Raw genomic sequence first — 18642 nt, forward strand, 5'->3', positions numbered from 1 at the left:
TCTAAATCGCACAAGCTATGCTTTTACCCAAAACCGGCTTGCTTGTATTGCTATTCGTATGCAGTACACTAGCCTTATTCGCGCAGCAAAACATCTCCGGTAAGATCAAAGATGCTGTGAGCGGGAAACCCATTCCCGGCGTTACAGTCAGAATACAGGGCACTAACAAAGGTACCATCTCGGATGCTACCGGTGCTTATTCTTTGTCCGCTCCCTCCGGCAACACCACGTTACTCGTGACCTTTACAGGTTATAAGACACAGACCATTAAAGTAAGTCCAGGCACTAACGTGGGTGATATTACCATGGAAGAGGACTTTGCAAAACTGGATGAGATCGTGGTAACAGGTCTCGCTACAAGCGTAAAACGTAGTAACCTGGCCAATACCGTGGTCACCATTAATGCTAATCAGCTGTCTGGTACCGCTCCTGCACAGACCTTTGACGCTGCACTGAGCGGCAAGGTGCCAGGCGCGCTGATCACCGCCAACTCCGGTGCACCGGGTGGTGGTATCTCCGTTAAAATGAGAGGTATCACTTCTGTATTTGGTAACTCCCAGCCACTCTACGTAGTAGACGGTATCTTCTTCAACAACAGTAGTATTCCTGCCGGGCTGAATGATGTTACCGGCGCCGCTACGGCGGGTAACCCCAACAACCAGGATAACCCTTCCAGCCGTATTGCTGACCTGAACCCCGCAGATATTGAGAATATAGAGATCCTGAAAGGCGCCTCTGCTGCCGCCCTGTATGGTGCAAAAGCAGCAGCAGGTGTGGTGATCGTAACAACCAAAAAAGGCCGTGCCGGTAAAACAAAAGTGAGCGTTAATCAGGAAACCGGCTTTGCCAAAGTAAGACATCTGATGGGTGTGCGTACTTTTGACGCAGATAAAGCAGCTGATCTTGCCGGTGCAGCCAGTAACACTGATCCGGTTGTACAACAGCGCCGTCAGGCTTACAGAGACCAGTTCAATGCCGCCGCATCCGCCGGTAAGATATATGACTACGAAAAAGAAATGTACGGAGAAACCGGTCTGATACTCAATACCGGTCTCTCCATCAGTGGTGGTAATGAGAAAACGACATTCTATATGTCCGGTAACCGCAGACAGGAACACGGGATCGTAAAGAATACCGGCTATTTTAATAACTCCGCCCGTCTTAATATCGACCATAAGCTGTCAGATCGTATTTCCCTGGGTGTTACCATGAGTTATATCCACTCAGATGCGGACAGAGGCCTGACCAATAACGATAACAACGGTGTGAGCTTTGGTGTGGCCCTGTCATCTACACCTACTTTCGTGGACCTGTTCCCGAATGCATTAGGTGAATATCCGCGTAACCCGTTTGCGGCTTCCAACCCACTGGAAACGCGTGATAAAATGACCAATAACGAGGTGACCAACCGTTTTGTAGGTGGTTCCAACCTGGAGGTCCGTATACAGCAAAGCGAGCATTCTTCGACTAAGTTCATCGGTCGTGGTGGTGTGGATTATTTCAACTATAAGACCGCTGCCTTATTCCCCCGCGATCTTCAGTTTGAAGAAAATGCGCTGCAGGGACACTCTATCCAGGGCAACACCAACAACACCAATACCAACCTGGGTGGGTTCCTGACCAATACATTTACGCCCAATGAAAATATCAGTCTGACCAGTACCCTGGGTGCTACCCTGGAAACCGGTTATATGGATAACATCGTCACTGCGGCGACTAACCTGGTATCCGGACAAAGTAACCTGGACGCCAGTGCCAATACGACCACCCGTCAGTTCAGACAGAAATACCGCGACAACGGTATCTTCCTCCAGGAAGACCTCTCTTTACTGGATGCGATCACACTGAGTGGTGGTGTGCGTTTTGACCGTTCCACCAATAACGGCGATTACAAGAAATACTATGTATTCCCTAAAGGAGCTGTTTCCTGGAACATTGCCCGTATGAAATTCTGGGATGTGAAAAGTATCCAGAGTCTGAAACTGCGCGCCGCCTATGGTCAGTCGGGTAACGTACCGCCTTACGGCAGTAAGTTCACCGCTATGCTGGGTAGCAATATCGGTGGATTACCTGGCGTACTCGTAGACAATCTGCTGGGTAATTCAGATATCAAACCGGAACGCCAGTCAGAGTTTGAAGCTGGTCTGGACCTGAGCGTACTGGATGGCCGTGTCACCCTGGAGGCGACCTATTACAATAAACAGATCCAGGATGTACTGCTGCGTCATGCATTACCTGGTTCTTCCGGTTATGCGAATGAATGGAAGAACAGTGGTGACCTGAGAAATAAGGGTATTGAACTGGGATTGACAGTGATCCCTATCAATACAAAAACAATAAAATGGAGCTCTACGATCAACTGGTGGCGTAACCGTTCCAAAGTGACCAAATTGCTGATCCCGCCTTATGCGATCGGTGCGTTTGGTAACTCACTGGGTACTTTCTACCTGGAAGAAGGCGAACCGGCTACGCAGATCAAAGGTACGGTGGGTAGTGAGCTGAAACTGATCGGTAACGCGGAGCCGAAATTCCAGATGAGTTTCTTCGATGAACTGACCATCCTGAAAAATATCTCCATCCGTTTCCTGATACACTGGAAGAAAGGCGGAGATAATATTAACCTGACACAGTTGCTGACTGATCTTGGTCAGACCTCATTCGACTATGACGATATCCTTCATGGCCAGAAAGCAGGCGTGTACCGTACCGGTGCAGGTGACGCTTCTATCTATGTACAGGATGCCTCTTATGTACGTATCCGTGAGATCGGCGTTTATTATAACGTGCCGTTGCGGAATACCAATATCATCAAGGGAATTCGTCTCGGTGTGTCAGCGAATAACTTTTTCACCTGGACCAGTTACGTAGGATATGATCCGGAAGTGTCCAACTTCGGTAGTAACACTATTACGACCTCTACCAGCCGCGGTAGTAACGGTCTGTCTACCGGTGTGGACGTAACGCCTTTCCCTGCCTCTAAGAGAGGTAGCTTCCACATAGGCGTTGATTTCTGATCATTTTTCCATCTGTTAAAAATTATTTCATATGAAGAACTACTTCTCAATTATAACTACCGCTGTTGTACTCTTCCTGATGGGCGCCTGCCAGAAGGGACCGATCGACAGTCTGAATACGCCGGTTGTAGGTACTATCTCCGGCAATCCTACCAGGAGCGATCTGTTTAATCTGGTCACCGGTATTGAATCAGGTATGCGTGTCAACTACGCAGGTTACCTCGATGGTGTTGGCGTGATAGGCCGTGAGATCTATCGTTTCTCCGGTTCTGAACCACGCTACACAACAGATCTTTTAGGTGGAGGTACCAGGATTCTGGATAATAATACCTTCTATCTGACAAACCCTTGGGGTTCCCGTTACCAGGTAATAAGACAGTGTTTCATCCTGCTGGACGCCACCAGGAATGCGCGTACAGAGATCGCTTCTGATGTACAGAAGAAAGCGTTTTCCGGTTTTGCGAAAACAGTTATCGGTTATCAGCTGCTGCTGAATATCAATATGACAGATTCCAGCGGCGCCCGTATTCCGGTGCCGAATGGCGCCACACTCGGTCCTGTTATTACAGATCCGGCAATCGTACTGGATTCTGTACTGAAGTTCCTCGACGAGGGACAGACAGACCTGACGGGATCGACCGTGATGTTTCCGTTATCAGACGGATTTGCCGGCTTTAAGGATGCGGCGGGTCTGTTGAAATTTAACCGTGCATTGGCGGCCAGAGTGCATATTTACAGAAAAGAATGGGGTGAGGCGCTGACTGCCCTGACTGCCTCTTTCTTTGATCTGAATGGTGCGCTGAATACAGGCGTATTCCATTTCTTCTCTACCAATGGAGGCGACATTGCGAATACCATGTACCTGGCACCAAATACCAATGGTGAGGTAAGGGTTTCACATCCTTCCTATGCTGCGAATATTGTGGCTGGTGATGATCGGCTGGCGAAAACAGCCCTGCGTAATTCACCTATCAGCCAGAATGGTCTGACAGGTACACGTGACGTAGTGATCTGGAGTTCGCTGAACGCACCGATCAGTATCATCCGTAACGAGGAGCTGATCCTGATCTATGCGGAAGCCAAGATCCAGAGCAATTCCTTACCGGACGCCATTGTTGCGCTGAACCGCATCAGGTCACTGCATAATATGACGCCTTATGCAGGAGCGATCACACCTGCTGCCCTGATCACAGAATTGCTGTATCAGCGCCGGTACTCTTTATTTATGGAAGGACATCGCTGGGTAGACCTGCGACGCTATAACTTACTGGGGACCCTGCCCAAAGACAGGCCCGATGATGATGTGTGGACGCGGTACCCATTGCCGCAGAACGAGAGCAATCTTTGATGTTTTGTTTAGTCAGAAAGGGTACTCGCAGGAGTACCCTTTTGTGTTTCTACGGAGGTGCTTCTGTCAGTTTCCCGTCATTCCTGTTTATCATGTGACATAATTTCCCGATTGCGTAAACTGTTCCCTTTTCGTCAGCTGATTTTTGTGGTTTAAATACTTTATCAACCACAAATAAGGGGAATGACAAGATTTCTATTTTTTATCAGCCTTTTGGTACTGTCAGTCAATTCGATATATGCACAACAAAACGGGGGCACTATTACAGGGACGATCACAACCAGTGATGGTAAACCTGCATCCAATGTGACCATACGGATTGAAAAGTCGAAGTGGGGAGGGATCAGTGATGAGAATGGGACATTCAGTATCAGTGATGTAAGACCAGGCAACTGGCAGGTAAAAGTGACGGCTGTGGCCGTTGAAAGTCAGGAGAAGACAGTGACTGTTACCGCAGGGCAGACTGTTCAGCTGAACTTTGTCCTGAAAGAAAATTCTGCACAATTGCACGAGATTATCATCTCATCTTACAACCGCAACAAAGAGAATCGCGTGGTGGCTAAAATGCCGCTGAAGAACCTGGATAATCCCCAGGTATATACCACTGTTTCATCCGATATCATGAAACAGCAGGGTATCGTCAATTATGACGATGCCTTGCGTAACGTACCAGGACTCAGCCGTACCTGGGAATCTACCGGAAGGGGTGGAGACGGTGCCGCTTATTTTGCCCTGAGGGGTTTTGAAGCACAGCCTTCCCTTATCAATGGATTACCGGGGCTTACCGCAGGTAATCTCGACCCTGCCAATGTAGAAGAGATACAGGTCATCAAAGGACCTTCAGGAACGCTGTTTGGCGGCTCTTTTTATGCCTACGGTGGTATGATCAATACCATCACTAAAAAACCGTATTTCGACTTTGGCGGAGAGGTAGGCTATAGCTTTGGCAGTTTCGGATTACACCGGGTGACTGCCGATGTGAACGTACCCCTGAGCAAAAAAGTGGCCATGCGTATCAATACGGCCTATCATTCTGAAAAGAGCTTCCAGGATGCCGGTATGAAGAAATCTTTCTTCCTGGCGCCCTCGCTGACCTATAATGCTACTGACAGACTTTCCTTCCAGGTGATGGCGGAAGTGCTGGATGAAAAGAGAGCGGTAGCGCCTGTATTCTTTCATTCTGACAGGGCCACACCGCTCCGTTATAAGACCATTCAGGAACTGAACCTGAACAATGACCTCTCTTTTACCAGCAATGAGCTCACCATCAAAAATCCCCGTTATAATATCCAGGCACAGATGCTGTATAAGTTATCTGACCAGTGGAGCTCACAGACGGTGGTTTCTAATGGCCGGGTAAAATCAGATGGTATTTATTCTTATATCTGGGATGATGCGCCCGGAGATGAATGGTATGACCAGTATTTCCATGATGAGAACCAACGCACCAGTACCCTCGATATTCAGCAGAACTTCAATGGCGATTTCAAGATCGGTAAGCTGCGCAACCGTTTACTGATCGGGGTAGATTACTTCCGCAGAAATGTGGTAGATAAAGGTTCCGGATGGGCGGCTACCAGGTCGGTGACTGCACAGGGGGATGTACGCTATTATGCTGATCCATGGAGCGGAGATACGATTGGTCCGCTGCCGCTGACAAAAGCCGCTATATACGGCGTACTGTCCGGTACAGACCATTCCAACAGCAATATCTCTAACAGCTCTTATAGTGCCTATTTTTCGGATGTGGTGAATATTACGCCTGGTCTGATGGCGATGGTAAGTCTGAGAGCAGATTACTTTGATTCCAAAGGGGAAAAGGAGACAAAGGACGATGATTTCAACCAGTTTGCCTTGTCACCTAAATTCGGTCTGATCTATCAGCCTATATTGAATAAAGTATCTCTGTTTGCCAATTACATGAATGCATTTATCAATGTGGCGCCGCAGCAGGTATCTGATGAAAATGGCGAAAACCCATATGTGAAGTCTTTCAAGCCGGAGCATGCCAATCAGCTGGAATATGGCGTAAAGGCGAACCTGCTGGAGGATAAATTACACGCGACATTTTCTGTATATGATATCACTGTAAGCAACAGGGTGATGCCTGACGCCACAAACCCTAATGACGTTACGCAGGGTGGAAAAGTAGGCAGCAGGGGTTTTGAACTGGAGATCAATGCGACACCGGTGAAGGGCCTGGACCTGATAGCAGGTTTCAGCCATAATCACACAAAGGTGAAAGAAGGTGCGAAGGATGATTTCTATTCTCAGCCTGGCCGTGCACCTGGTGGACAGGGACCTGGTGATCTGGCGAATGTATGGGCGAACTACCGCTTTACACAGGGGCCACTGAAGAACTTCGGTCTGGGTATCGGCGGTAACTATGCCAGTCGTTACAAAGTGATTGATAACAGTGCTACCGGCGATTTCTACCTGCCTAATTATGCTTTGCTGAATGCGGCAGTGTCTTTTAATTCGAGGCATTTCAGGGTTTCCCTGAACGTAAATAATATCACAGACAAGGAATACTATATTGGTTACTGGTCTGTGAATCCGCAGCGTCCGAGAAACTATACCGCCAACTTTGCGTATAAGTTCTGATGCACCCGGATAGATAGAAAAACGGCGTAAGAGTTACTCTTACGCCGTTTTTTTATGCCGGATATCCTTATTTCGGATAATTGGTCGTGATATGATATTTGTCTTCCATATCCCAGAGCCGGGCGCCACCCTTGATACCATCCTTATTGGTAAAAATATGGATGTTGTCGTCCAGGGGAATCGTCAGTTCGTCGGCACTGCCACCACCGATATACAAACGATCGTAATTAAACACCGTTTTAAGGATCAATAGCACCCTTTCCATCCTTTTATTCCACTTCTCCTTACCTTCTTCTTCCAGGGCCTTATTTCCAATGTATTCGTCATAATCATGCTCTTTGGTGACCGGATGGTGTGCCAGTTCGAGGTGCGGCAGCAGGTAGCCATCTATCAGCAGGGCAGTACCAAAACCTGTACCCAGGGTAACTGCCAGTTCATAGCCTTTACCGGAAACAACACCCAGGCCCAGCTGGTCTGCATCGTTGACCAGGCGGACAGGCTTCTTCAGCAGATCCGCGATCTGCTGTCCCAGGTCGATATTCTTCCAATTAGGATTCCCCAGGTTGGGGGCGGTATATACAATGCCGTTGCGTACATAACCGGGAAAGCCGACTGAGATCTTGTCATAAGCCGGCATGTCTTTTACCAGTGCGCTGATTGTTTCTAAAACGTCGTTAGGCTTCGCGCCTTTGGGAGTAGGCAGTCTTTTATAGTCCATCTGCCATTCGCCTTTGCTGTTGAGGATAGTGCCTTTTATATGGGAACCACCAACATCTATAGCCAGTATGTGATCGGATGATGCCATTGTGTTGAGTTTGTTTGGTGATGCCGGAATTGCCACAAATACTGGGCCTGTATTTTGCTGCTGATGGTTAAGCGACGGAAAATCAGTATATTAACTAAAAGAAAATGTAATATGACAACAAACAAGCAAACCGTGACCCGCTATATGGAAGGGTTCAGGAAAAAAGACCATGAGATGGTGATGTCATGTCTGACAGATGATGTACTCTGGGAGATGCCGGGATTTTACCAGCTGGCAGGTAAAGGTGCGTTTGACCGGGAGATGGAGGATGATGCCTTTGAACCAGACCCGGATATCTTCGTGACAAGACTGATCGAGGAAGATAATATTGTAGTAGCAGAGGGGAAGGTGTTGTCAAAAAGGAAAGATGGCAGTACGCTGGAAGCGGCTTTTTGTGATGTGTTTCATATGGAAGACGGGAAGATCAGACAACTGACCAATTACCTGATGGAAAAGAAACAGGAACTGGCCGCTGAGCATTAAGGCAGGTATCATTTATTCGTTGTAATCATCCACTTTTTACAGACCTTATCTTATTGTTTTTAACATGGGATTAACCGGGGAAAAATCCCCTTTTAACACCGCATTAACCAATTTAACATCCTTTATCCTTATCATTGTGCCCATTATCTCAGTAGAGAAATTTCATGTAAATCATTAAAAGCACCCCCCGTGTAGCAACCCCGGTGTTTTGCCATGTGATTTTTGCTATTGAACAATTTGTGTGTATCCCTTATTTATGGTACCCCTTCTATTTCTGTGTTAAAAATCCACTTCATGAGTAAGTATGCTATTGCTTTACTATCGTTGTTGTTTATCGGAGCAGGCCCCGGTTGTAAAGAGAAGACAAAAAAAACAGCACTACCCACTACGGCAGAGAAGAAAATAGATAAGATCAATTTTTTTATGGAAACATCCGGCAGTATGGCCGGGTACCTACAGGGTTCAACTGATTTCAGAAAGCGGATCCCCAATCTGCTGGTGAATATCGAGGGAAAGGTCGATTCAGGAAAGCTGAAACTGCACAACTATTATATAGCAGATTCCATTGTTGCATTTAATGGTACCACGCAACAGTTTATCAATGCTATCTCAGTAGATCATCCCACAAAGAGCAAGAGCTCGGAAATGCATAAGATCTTTGAAATGATCGCACAGCGCACGGACTCAAACGATATTTCCATCTTTGTATCTGACTGCATATTGTCCTATCCGGACGCAGTCCTGCGCCAGAAAGGCAATGAAAATATCAACAGGGATAATGCAGAAGGTGAGCTGAAGGCGACCATGACAAAGTCCTTCCTCGATCTTAAGCAGCATAAGCACATGTGTGCGATGGTATACGGATTTAATTCCAGCTTCGTCGGTAACTATTATACTTATCAGAATAAGGTCATTCCTATAAGGGGAGATGTATCCCGCCCTTACTATATGTGGGTGATCGGCAACAGAGAGTTGCTCTCACATTTCAACAGCCAGCTGAATGACATGGAAAGCCTGCAGCCTTATACGATGGCGATGGATTTTGGCCTGTTTGGAGAGCCCGTCAAAGGTGGTGAAATCCTATATAATTATCTCAGAGAAGGAGAATGGACCTTAAATGATGACGGCCTTAAAGACGTAAGTGCATCGGCAAAAAAGCCTTGTGTATTTGCCATTTCTACAGATTTGTCTTCCCTGCCGGCATATGCAAAAGATACCACTTATCTCAGACAGCATCTTGAGAAGCAGGCAGATAATCTGGACTATAGTATTGAAAAGATCCTGTTGACGAAGAATATTGACATGGGCAAACTCAGGAAGTCAGAGATTGTCGGAGTACAGAAAGGAACCCATGTATTTGTATTGAGAATAAATAATGTATATCATTCAGGCAATATTAGTCTTCATCTTCCCTTGCAATATGATACCTCTTACAGGACCTTATCAATCATGGATGATTCAAAAATCACGGACATCGGCGGCAAAACATTTGCACTGCAACATTTAATTGACGGTGTCAGGGAAGCATACCAAAACAATAACCAGGATTACATTGATATTTCGATACCCATAAAAAAATAATCTGTCATGTTTAGTTTATTGTACGAGTTACTGGGTGGTAAGAATAATAACCCCGTCTATGCAACAACAATTTTCCCGGCCGTAGGCCTTTTTACCATTATTCTGTCTGTCTTGTTTGCTGTTATATTCTACGTGCTGCTGGGCCGCTGGAGACCTGTATGGGATAAACAGAAACACTGGCTGATCACGATGATCCTGCTGGCGCTTATTGCCTCAGGACTGGCCTATAGTCAGGCGAGGAATGGTACGGAAGATGAGGCAGATGCGTATATGTTCACCTTCTCCATGATCAATGCCCTGTATGCAGTGGTCTATTTTGTGATCCTTTCGCTGCTCTTTAAACGCGCGTCTATATTCGCCAAAAGAACTCCATTTTAATACCTGTATAAACTGTCGTGTATGACAAGGAACATATTTGTTTTCGGTGTTGGTGGCACCGGAGCCAGGGTACTGCGCTCCTTAACTATGCTGCTGGCATCGGGTGTGAAGCTGAGCAATACCAACAAGATCATCCCCATTATCATAGATGTGGATGCAAAGAACGCGGATACTTCCCGCACTTTAAAAGCACTTGAATCTTATAAACTGATCCGTACTCAGGGTTATGGCGACAGAGAAGATACCCGTGAGGGCTTTTTCAATGCAAACCTGAATACACTGAGCTCCATTAAACCGGAAAGTGGTACGACGGAAAGGCTGGAAGACTCCTTCCAGTTGCAATTCGATAACCTGGAGACCTCTTTCATCAAATACATCGATCCTGACGAAGAACTGGTTGGCGATATCAATATGGACTTCCTGGAAGCACTGTATGATAATACGCCTGCCGGTCATCCGGATTACAGTCATACAGAACTGAATCTGCGCCTGGATATGGGCTTCAAGGGGAACCCCAATATCGGCTGTGTGGTATTCAATAATCTGGCCTCCACGAAAGAGTTCAAGTTTGTCATGAAAAGTATCGGAGAACATGACCGGATCTTTATCATCAGCTCCATTTTTGGTGGGACCGGTTCTTCAGGGTTTCCACAGTTGGTCAGATTATTGCAGGAAGAAGAGCGTCTGCGGAATAACGTATTTGGTGCACTGACCGTAATGCCCTATTACAAGGTATCGGATGATAAAAAGAGCGCCATCAACTCAGACCGTTTCGACTCTAAAACAGAGGCAGCGCTGACTTATTACTCCAAATACCTGAAAGGGAAGATCAACTGTTTTTATCAGTTGTGGGACCATCCGCTGAAACAATACGAAAATAAAGAGGGAGGGGAAGAACAAAAGAACAACGCCCATCTGCTCGAACTACTGGGGGCTACTGCGATCGTAGATTTTGTAAACAGGTCAGACGATTCGTTTAAATCCCGGGATAAAACGGAGTATTACGACTTCGGTATCAAACAGGAAGATCAGGTCATTGATGTGCGTCATTTCTTTGATAAAACAAGGAGCACTATCATGGAGCCGCTGACCTTATTTACATATGCAAAGAAGTTATTCCTGGAAGTCCTGCCAAAGTTCAGCAATGAGTCTTTTTATAAAGAGCTGGAGCTGGGGACCCGAATGAAGAATGATATCTTCTTCCAGCATCTGACGACCTTCTTCCGGGATCATTATATGTCCTGGCTGAGGGAAATGATGGATAATGAACGCAAGTTCCAGCCCTTCAACGTAGGAGAGAACCTTGATTTTAACTCCATGGTAAGAGGCAAACCTATTGAAGTAGTGAAGATACTCGGTATCGTAAAGAATGGCGGTATTACGGAATCGTTTTTGAAAACAAAGTTCGGCGTGATCGAAGATGAGCTGAAGAAAAGCATCCCGGACACAGAAAAGGAGAAACGTTTCCTGAAACTGATGAACAGGGTCGCCGCTGAGTGTTTTTCCAAACTGGAATCCCTGCCATCCATGAACTAAAATGAGCTATTATGACGCCGCATATCTTTAGAAAATATAAGGGATATAACCCTAATGAGATCAAATGCTGGACCCCCAGTACAGGTATCAATACGGAGAGTTTTGAAGTAGAGAATATCACCGCCTCCAAGGGGTCTTCCAAGGCAGGTACCGCTATTCCTTCTCCACTCGCCAGAATGGAACTGTTTGACACCGCCTTTAATATCCTCGCTTCTGATAATATCAGCCTTGAAGGCAATACGATCTATCACCAGCTGGTGTCTGACTGTCTGGATGTATTACAGCTTATCTTCAGCAGCCGTCCGGAGGAGATCGGTCCCGGTAAAAGGATCTGGTTCAAGGAATGGCTGGTAACGGAGAATATAGACAAGCTGAAGCAAAAAGGAGAGAAACATCCGAACTATCTGCTGGGTAAGTCGCTGGAACAGATCTTTTTTGATAAAGACAACGGCGCTTTTACCAATACCGGCAGCGTCTTTCTTATTTTCTATGAGAATACATTGCTGGGGGGAACGTCTCCGCTGACCCTGTTCTTTACCAGTCCAAACTGGAGCCGTAAGATCAGGGACGGTGCGATCATCAACATCCCGCAGAGTGCCGATGGGGATGTCTTTTTTGATAAGGATACCCGCCCTTTACACCTGCGGGACGAAGAGTTTGTGACGTATCTGTTCACCTTGTGCAGACAACAACCGGAAGCCTTCAGAAAAGCTGCCGGTCTGAGGAAATATATCAACAAGGCGGTCGGCAGCAGTAAGCGCTTTTCCCATTTGCTGCAGAATGAAAGGATCATCAATTCCTCGGCTGTACTGGATGATGAATACAGTACGATCATGACGAATATTGATAACAAACACCTGACTATCGGTGGTTTGCATTATCATCGGCTGAAGGAAGGAAAGGAGAAGGAAAAAGTACAGAAGTACAGTGACTTTATTATCAACGCAACCGTTGACAAATATAACCGGCAGTTCAACGAAAAGAACGAGGAGGTAAAGGTCTATCCGCCATTAGTGCTGATCAATGGCATGAATATCAGCGGGGATTATCTGGAGGAAAACGTACCCTGGAATCCCAGTACAATGATCCGTGATCTGTATCATCGTTCCATACCGCTGTATGAACGTAAACTACCACAGGGGACGGGCACTGCTGTAACCTATCCTTTTATTACGACGGAGGACCTGCTGGAGGATTATCTGCTGGAAGTACCTTTCAATATCAATAACAACAGGTTCTTCTCCGGTTTCCGGGGTGATTTCAAATACCTGCTGCCCGTCAAGAAGGCGTATTTCAATTTCTTCACCTTTTCGGACCTGAAGAATGCCCTGAATATTACCGTCACAAACGGGGTAGTAAAGGTCACGCTGAAGGTACCTATCAAAAATAAGAAAGGCGCCAAAGAGATCCTTTTTGTAAAAGAGTATGCCAAACCAAAAGGAACCATCGTAGAGTGTCGTATGGGCCTGGGTATTTATCCTTTTTACAAGGTAGAAAGTGATGCCCCGGCATTAAGAGCCTTAAAGAACTATGATATCCTGCTGGCCAACCGTATAGAACAGGAGGGACCGGAACGCGTATCCCTGCATTTCTATACGTACAATACGCTCAGTCATTCCCGTAATGAACTGCCACAGAAGATGCTGCCAAGGTCTGTTTTTGACAAAGGCGGTGCAACAGCGAGCTCCAAATATTACAAATTAAAAGACTCCTTCGATTACATCGAACTGTCATATAAAGACCCTTCAGGCATTAGCTGTGAGGGCCTTATTATCCCCGATTTTGAGAACAGGATCATCAGTCTGAACCAGCATAAGGCGTATACTTTTGCGGTGGATTTTGGCACCTCTAATACGCATGTGGCCTATATGGACAATGCCACTGAGTTGCCACAGCCTTTCACGATTGAAGAGGCAGATCAGCAGATGGTACTCCTGAATGCACCAGGTAATGATCCGCATCCTGGTGTACGCTTTGCATTTTATGGGCAGTTCCCGGCCATCGACCAGACTTTAAGACGCGAATTCCTGCCTGCCGTGATCACCGAGAAGGGGCGTAGTCCTGTCTCCTTCCCTTTTAAAACTGCAACCTGTGAGATCAGCAGTTTTGCGAAAGGGGATGATTCCAATTACGATCTTTTCAGTCATATCAATATCGGTTATTACATCGATCAGGAGGAGACGCAGGGTGATGTGATCTATACCACCAATCTGAAATGGCTGCTGGAAAATAACAATGACAATGCAAACAAGAACAGGGTGAAGTTCTTCCTGAAACAGCTGTTTGCACAGATTAAGATAAAGACGGTCCTGAATAACGGTGACCTGGGTAAGCTGCAGCTGGGCTGGTCGTTACCATTGAGTATGAGTATGGGTAACAGACTGACACTCAGGAAGCTCGTGGAGGCTGCTTTTAAAGATGTTTTTGATGGAAGTGGCGCGCAGCTATTGGCCGCTATCCCGGAATCTGTAGCGCCTTATTTCTTCCTGACCAAAACAGAGAACGCCCTGCATGATATGGCCAATATTGTCAACGTGGATATTGGTGGCGGTACGACAGACGTTATGATGTTTATGGAGTCTTCCGGTCAGCGGGATGATAAGTATATCAGTACTTCCTTCCGTTTTGCGGGAAATGACCTGTGGGGCAGCGGGTTTAATGGTAAGGTAAAAGACAATGGTTTTATTACCAATTACTTTGAATACCAGCGGGCTAACAACATCTATCCGCCTAATGAAGCGCGGTTCCTGACAAAGGCAAAAGAAGATGGTACCCTGCGCTCCGATGACCTGGTCAGTTTACTGTTCAGATATGACCAGGAGTTCCGTTTCAGTGACTCTATTGCTATCGGCAGACCGGATATGCTAACCGTGCTGTATTTACACTATAGCGCTATTGTCTACCATATCATTGAGATCATCGAACTGAAAGGATATCCGTTACCAAGATACCTGTCTTTTACCGGAAAGGGCAGCCAGTACATTTCTCTGTTGTGTGGGGGAGGTAAGGAAGAACTGGAAGAGTTCACGCGCCTGCTGATCAATACCTATTCAGATAAACAATTACAGCGTTCATTTGAAGTGATTCTGAATGCTAATCCGAAGGAGGTGACTGCTAATGGTTCCATCCTCTATGCACGCGCTGACAAGGCAGAAACAGCGCGATATAGTACGCTGGCGGAGTTTGTGCATCCCGGCTTTAATCCCCTGAAGGAAGCTGCCTTTGCAGAAAAGGTGAGGACCAGAGAAAAAGGGGCTTTCCAGTTGCTGGATGTACAGAATATTGCCAGTCCGCTGAACGTAGCTGTATTGGAAAACCTGAACAACTTCCTGGAGAAAACACTGAACAACCGTGCGGTGATCGATTTCCTGGGTGAGTTCAATATCAGGAATCTTAAGGAAACGTATGAATTGCTGCGCTGGAATGGCGATATCGACAATGGAGAGGGGCTGATCTATGACAGTTACAGAAAGGTACTGAATGACCTGCGTTCCCGCGATCAGGAAGAACCACTGCCGCAATCACTTTTCTTCTTTGCATTCAAAGAGTCGTTGTACAGATTGTCTAAACAAATTGTTGCTAAAAAATCCGTCTGACATGAAGAGATACATATTCATCCTACCCCTGTTTCTTTGTAGCATCATACTGGCACAAACCCCGAAAGGTCCTGTCAGTACAATGAAGTTTAATATTATCAAACGTACGGTAGAGTTTTTGTCTACCGATACAGTAAGTTTCAAAGGTATTACTGTCAATACCTGTAATGGGTGTGCTGATTATGAGAGCCTTAAGAAGTTCGCCGTGAAAATGACGAAAGTCGATAGTCTTATTGATAAATGGGTGAAGATTGAAGTCGGACCCGATAAAGCTGAAATGATAAAATTCAGTGAAACAGTACTGAACAACATTACCAGGGGAAATGCCCGGAGAGAAAATCGCCTGAAGTCGCCGGGTTTTAAAGAATATCAGAAAGCGATAGCAGATATTATCGCCGGCAATGTTACTCCGCCACCAGCGGAGACACCAGTCACCACAACGCCGGCTGCGGCACCAACGCCTCCTCCTGCAGCAGATTCTGCTGCTCCTGAAGAAGCACCAGCTGCTGATGCGGGAGATACAGTAAGTGAAAATGATCTGACGGCGCTATCCATTAAAAATGAAAATGAAAAGCTCCCATGGGTCTTTATTATTAGTACCATTCTGGGCATCTTGCTGGCATTATACTTTTATAGTGCGTTTCTCAAGGAGCGGAAGAAGAAAGAGGACCTGAAGAAACTCTTCGACAAGCAAAAAGAAAAGGCTTCCGCATTGGAGGCCGAGAAAAATAAGTTGTGGGAAGATGTGAAATCGCTGGACAATAAGTTACGCGATGCGCAGGACAAATTCATCAAACTGGAGGAAAGTCAGGCCAGCGAACGTAAACAATATCAGCAGAAGGTGAGGGAAGCCAGAGAAACGCCTGCTGAAACGCCACCCCCTGACATTAATATTTCGAAGGAATTTGTACCGATTGTAAAGTATGCCCGCTACGCGGATAAGATCGATGGTTTCTCTTCTGAAGAATTGCTGGATAAGGATGATAACGAGACCATTTTTGAGATCACCATCACGTCTCCGGCTACAGGCGCTTTTCGCGTCAGCAATAACCGTCAGGCACAACGCTATGCTTTGTCCAATGCCTCCTTCTTCTTTGGTAAGACCTGTCAGTATGAGGCATTCCCTGCGGCGGATAGTGTGATTGTGACTGATAAACCCGGAGAACTGGTCCTGAACGGAGATAAATGGATGATCCGTCATCCGGCGAAGATCCGGTTCAATTAGTGTCGTAAAAATGTTATTATGAGAACACCAGACGAACTGGAAGAATATATCAGAAAGCTGCTGGTCAGGAATAACCTGGATATTAATATCAATCAACATCCTGAACTGATCAGTGCTGGCAGGGATCTGGGGTATGATACGGGAGAACTGGCAGCCGTAGTGGGGCGTGTGTATGAAAGTACTGACTGGCGTCCATATAAACTGATCGAAGATCAGGTGGTCAATAGTTCCTCTTTTTCACAGGGCAGGTTTTTTAATGAACATGCCCGCCCCATCGTTGAAAAGGTAAAGGAAGACCTATCTCCTGCCGAAGCGATCGCATATATTATCCATATTATCAGCAATCAGCCTAATCCATTCAGTCCGCGCTTACATCCTGCTCCGGATACCGGCTCTTTCCGGGATCCCTGGATGACAGATGATGCCTGGGATATGTATAAGAAGCAGCAACCGGTAGAATGGTGCGGCGTAGAGGTGATCACGCTGGAACAACTGGGAGAGGTGTGTTTCAGTAAACGGGAAGATACCCTTCAGCTGATCCAGAACAAGTTATACCTGCCGCCGACGGTCATGATGCTGACAAGAAGCGCGGCCCGTACACAGCCTTTTGAGAAGATCTTTGATGATATAAAGGATGTGGAGATGCGTTACCTCACTATTATTTATCGGCTGTATAATGACCTGCCTTTCCGTTTCAGAGGTGCTATGTATAAAACCCTGGCAGATGTGATGACAGAAGCCTGTCATTCGCATGAGGCGCTTAGTCAGCTGGAAGCTGTTTATTCCAGAGGATACATCCATATCTGGCAGCAGGAGGCACAAACAGCAATGGCCGGACACTTACCCGCAGGACTGGGTAAAAACGGCTTCCTGGAGCTCCTGTATACTGTTAATCCGCAGTATCCTTTCTACCTGAATGGACAACGATATGACTCGCCGGCGCACCTGGTGACGGTCGCCAGAACCAGCGGGGCCTTATGGAAAGACATCTTCCAGTCTATTGACAATAAGGAGCTGCATGTCTGGTTCAGCAAACAGGGACAGGAACAGTGGTGTGAGGGCATTGACAAACAGAATGCGGCTATTTCGGACTCTGGTTTCTATAACGACGAAGAACGAAAACTGGCATACGTACAGGCCTTTATTAACCTGGTGGATGAAACAGCTAATTTGCCGGCAATAGTGGCCGCGCCGAAGGAATTGTCCTTTATCAATTCTGAGGCAAGTCATGTGATTGAGTCAGATATCAGTCTGCAATTATCTACTGACGGATTTGTAAAGGCGAGTCTGCGGCTGGAACCTGTTATCCCTGGTATTACACTGGACAGAACGACTGTTAAATTTTACGGACTGGTTGACAATAGACAAACGGCTATCAAACTGACGATCGATCCTATGCAGTTGCAGAAGGATACGCGTTATGATTTTCAGATCGTAGTGAATTCTGTCTACCAGGATCTGCGCATACCGGTCGCTGTTTCTGTGGTTTTTCCGCAGAAAGCCTATATCACCGAACTACTGAAATGGGGCGGGATGTCTGCCGCTTTCTTCCTGGTACTCGGCTTGCTGGCCGGCGCTTTTCAAAGTGCTTCCTTTTATATGGGCATGCGGGAGTATCTGCCCTGGGGATTGCCCTGGAGATATGTAGAACCGGTGAGCATTGCTTATCTGTTGCTGCTGATAATGCTGGGAGGGGGATTATTTCTTTCAATCCGGTACATCCGCCGGAAATATAAAACGAACCTGAATGACTAATATATCTACACCCAGGAAGAACACTGGCTGCTGGGTTACAGCCGGAATATTCATTCTGATTGTTATCATAGCAAAACCTGTACTCATCCTTAGTATGAACTTTTTTATCTTTCTGCGCAGGTTACTGCATGCGGGTGATGTTATTTCATTTGAAGTCTTATGGACAATCACCGGTATACTGGTCGGCGCTATATTAGGCGCATGGGTGGCAAAACGCCGGTATCGCCTGGCTGACAAATGGGTATGGTATCCGGTAGGCGGGCTGGCGCTTTTTGTATTGGTCTTCCTGCTGGTGAATAAAGTATGATCTTGTTTTG

At 46.4% G+C, this 18642-nt stretch carries 12 protein-coding genes; 11 read left to right on the top strand and 1 reads right to left on the bottom strand.

Annotated elements, in window-relative coordinates; translation table 11 throughout:
- The first annotated feature begins 17 nt into the window (after positions 1–17).
- From BMZ72_RS04440 to BMZ72_RS04450, 3 genes are all read left to right on the top strand, one after another.
- A complete protein-coding gene (locus BMZ72_RS04440; protein WP_089805631.1) occupies positions 18–3014 on the top strand; it encodes a SusC/RagA family TonB-linked outer membrane protein in 2997 nt (998 codons plus the stop codon).
- 31 nt (positions 3015–3045) lie between these two features.
- Complete coding sequence (locus BMZ72_RS04445) at positions 3046–4362, top strand: RagB/SusD family nutrient uptake outer membrane protein (protein WP_089805633.1); 1317 nt, start codon at positions 3046–3048, stop codon at positions 4360–4362.
- Between the two features lie 183 nt (positions 4363–4545).
- Positions 4546–6966, top strand: coding sequence for a TonB-dependent receptor (locus tag BMZ72_RS04450; RefSeq protein ID WP_089805635.1), 2421 nt, complete (start codon positions 4546–4548; stop codon positions 6964–6966).
- A 67-nt stretch (positions 6967–7033) separates the two neighbouring features.
- Here BMZ72_RS04450 and BMZ72_RS04455 read toward each other — a convergent pair whose 3' ends face one another.
- The gene (locus BMZ72_RS04455; RefSeq protein WP_089805637.1) at positions 7034–7771 is read right to left on the bottom strand and encodes an ROK family protein; all 738 of its coding nucleotides are present in this window, start codon (positions 7769–7771) and stop codon (positions 7034–7036) included.
- A 111-nt stretch (positions 7772–7882) separates the two neighbouring features.
- Here BMZ72_RS04455 and BMZ72_RS04460 point away from each other — a divergent pair, with 111 nt between their 5' ends.
- The 8 genes from BMZ72_RS04460 (at position 7883) to BMZ72_RS04495 (ending at position 18632) form a co-directional block, all read left to right on the top strand.
- Positions 7883–8254: a nuclear transport factor 2 family protein gene (locus tag BMZ72_RS04460; protein WP_089805640.1), complete on the top strand. Its 372-nt coding sequence runs from the start codon at positions 7883–7885 to the stop codon at positions 8252–8254.
- A gap of 294 nt (positions 8255–8548) precedes the next feature.
- Positions 8549–9835 carry a hypothetical protein gene (locus tag BMZ72_RS04465; protein WP_089805642.1) on the top strand — a complete coding sequence of 429 codons (1287 nt, stop codon included), beginning with the start codon at positions 8549–8551 and terminating at the stop codon, positions 9833–9835.
- Positions 9836–9841: 6 nt separating this feature from the next.
- Positions 9842–10213, top strand: a complete 372-nt coding sequence (locus tag BMZ72_RS04470) for a hypothetical protein (protein ID WP_089805644.1) — start codon at positions 9842–9844, stop codon at positions 10211–10213.
- 21 nt (positions 10214–10234) lie between these two features.
- Positions 10235–11749: a hypothetical protein gene (locus tag BMZ72_RS04475; RefSeq protein ID WP_089805646.1), complete on the top strand. Its 1515-nt coding sequence runs from the start codon at positions 10235–10237 to the stop codon at positions 11747–11749.
- An 11-nt stretch (positions 11750–11760) separates the two neighbouring features.
- Positions 11761–15345, top strand: coding sequence for a hypothetical protein (locus BMZ72_RS04480; protein ID WP_089805648.1), 3585 nt, complete (start codon positions 11761–11763; stop codon positions 15343–15345).
- A gap of 1 nt (position 15346) precedes the next feature.
- Complete coding sequence (locus BMZ72_RS04485) at positions 15347–16570, top strand: DUF4200 domain-containing protein (RefSeq protein WP_089805650.1); 1224 nt, start codon at positions 15347–15349, stop codon at positions 16568–16570.
- Positions 16571–16588: 18 nt separating this feature from the next.
- The gene (locus BMZ72_RS04490) at positions 16589–18325 is read left to right on the top strand and encodes a hypothetical protein (protein WP_089805652.1); all 1737 of its coding nucleotides are present in this window, start codon (positions 16589–16591) and stop codon (positions 18323–18325) included.
- A gap of 94 nt (positions 18326–18419) precedes the next feature.
- A complete protein-coding gene (locus BMZ72_RS04495; protein WP_143087597.1) occupies positions 18420–18632 on the top strand; it encodes a hypothetical protein in 213 nt (70 codons plus the stop codon).
- Positions 18633–18642 lie beyond the last annotated feature (10 nt).

Origin of the sequence: Chitinophaga sp. YR627 (assembly GCF_900114995.1) — a bacterium.
GTDB lineage: Bacteria > Bacteroidota > Bacteroidia > Chitinophagales > Chitinophagaceae > Chitinophaga.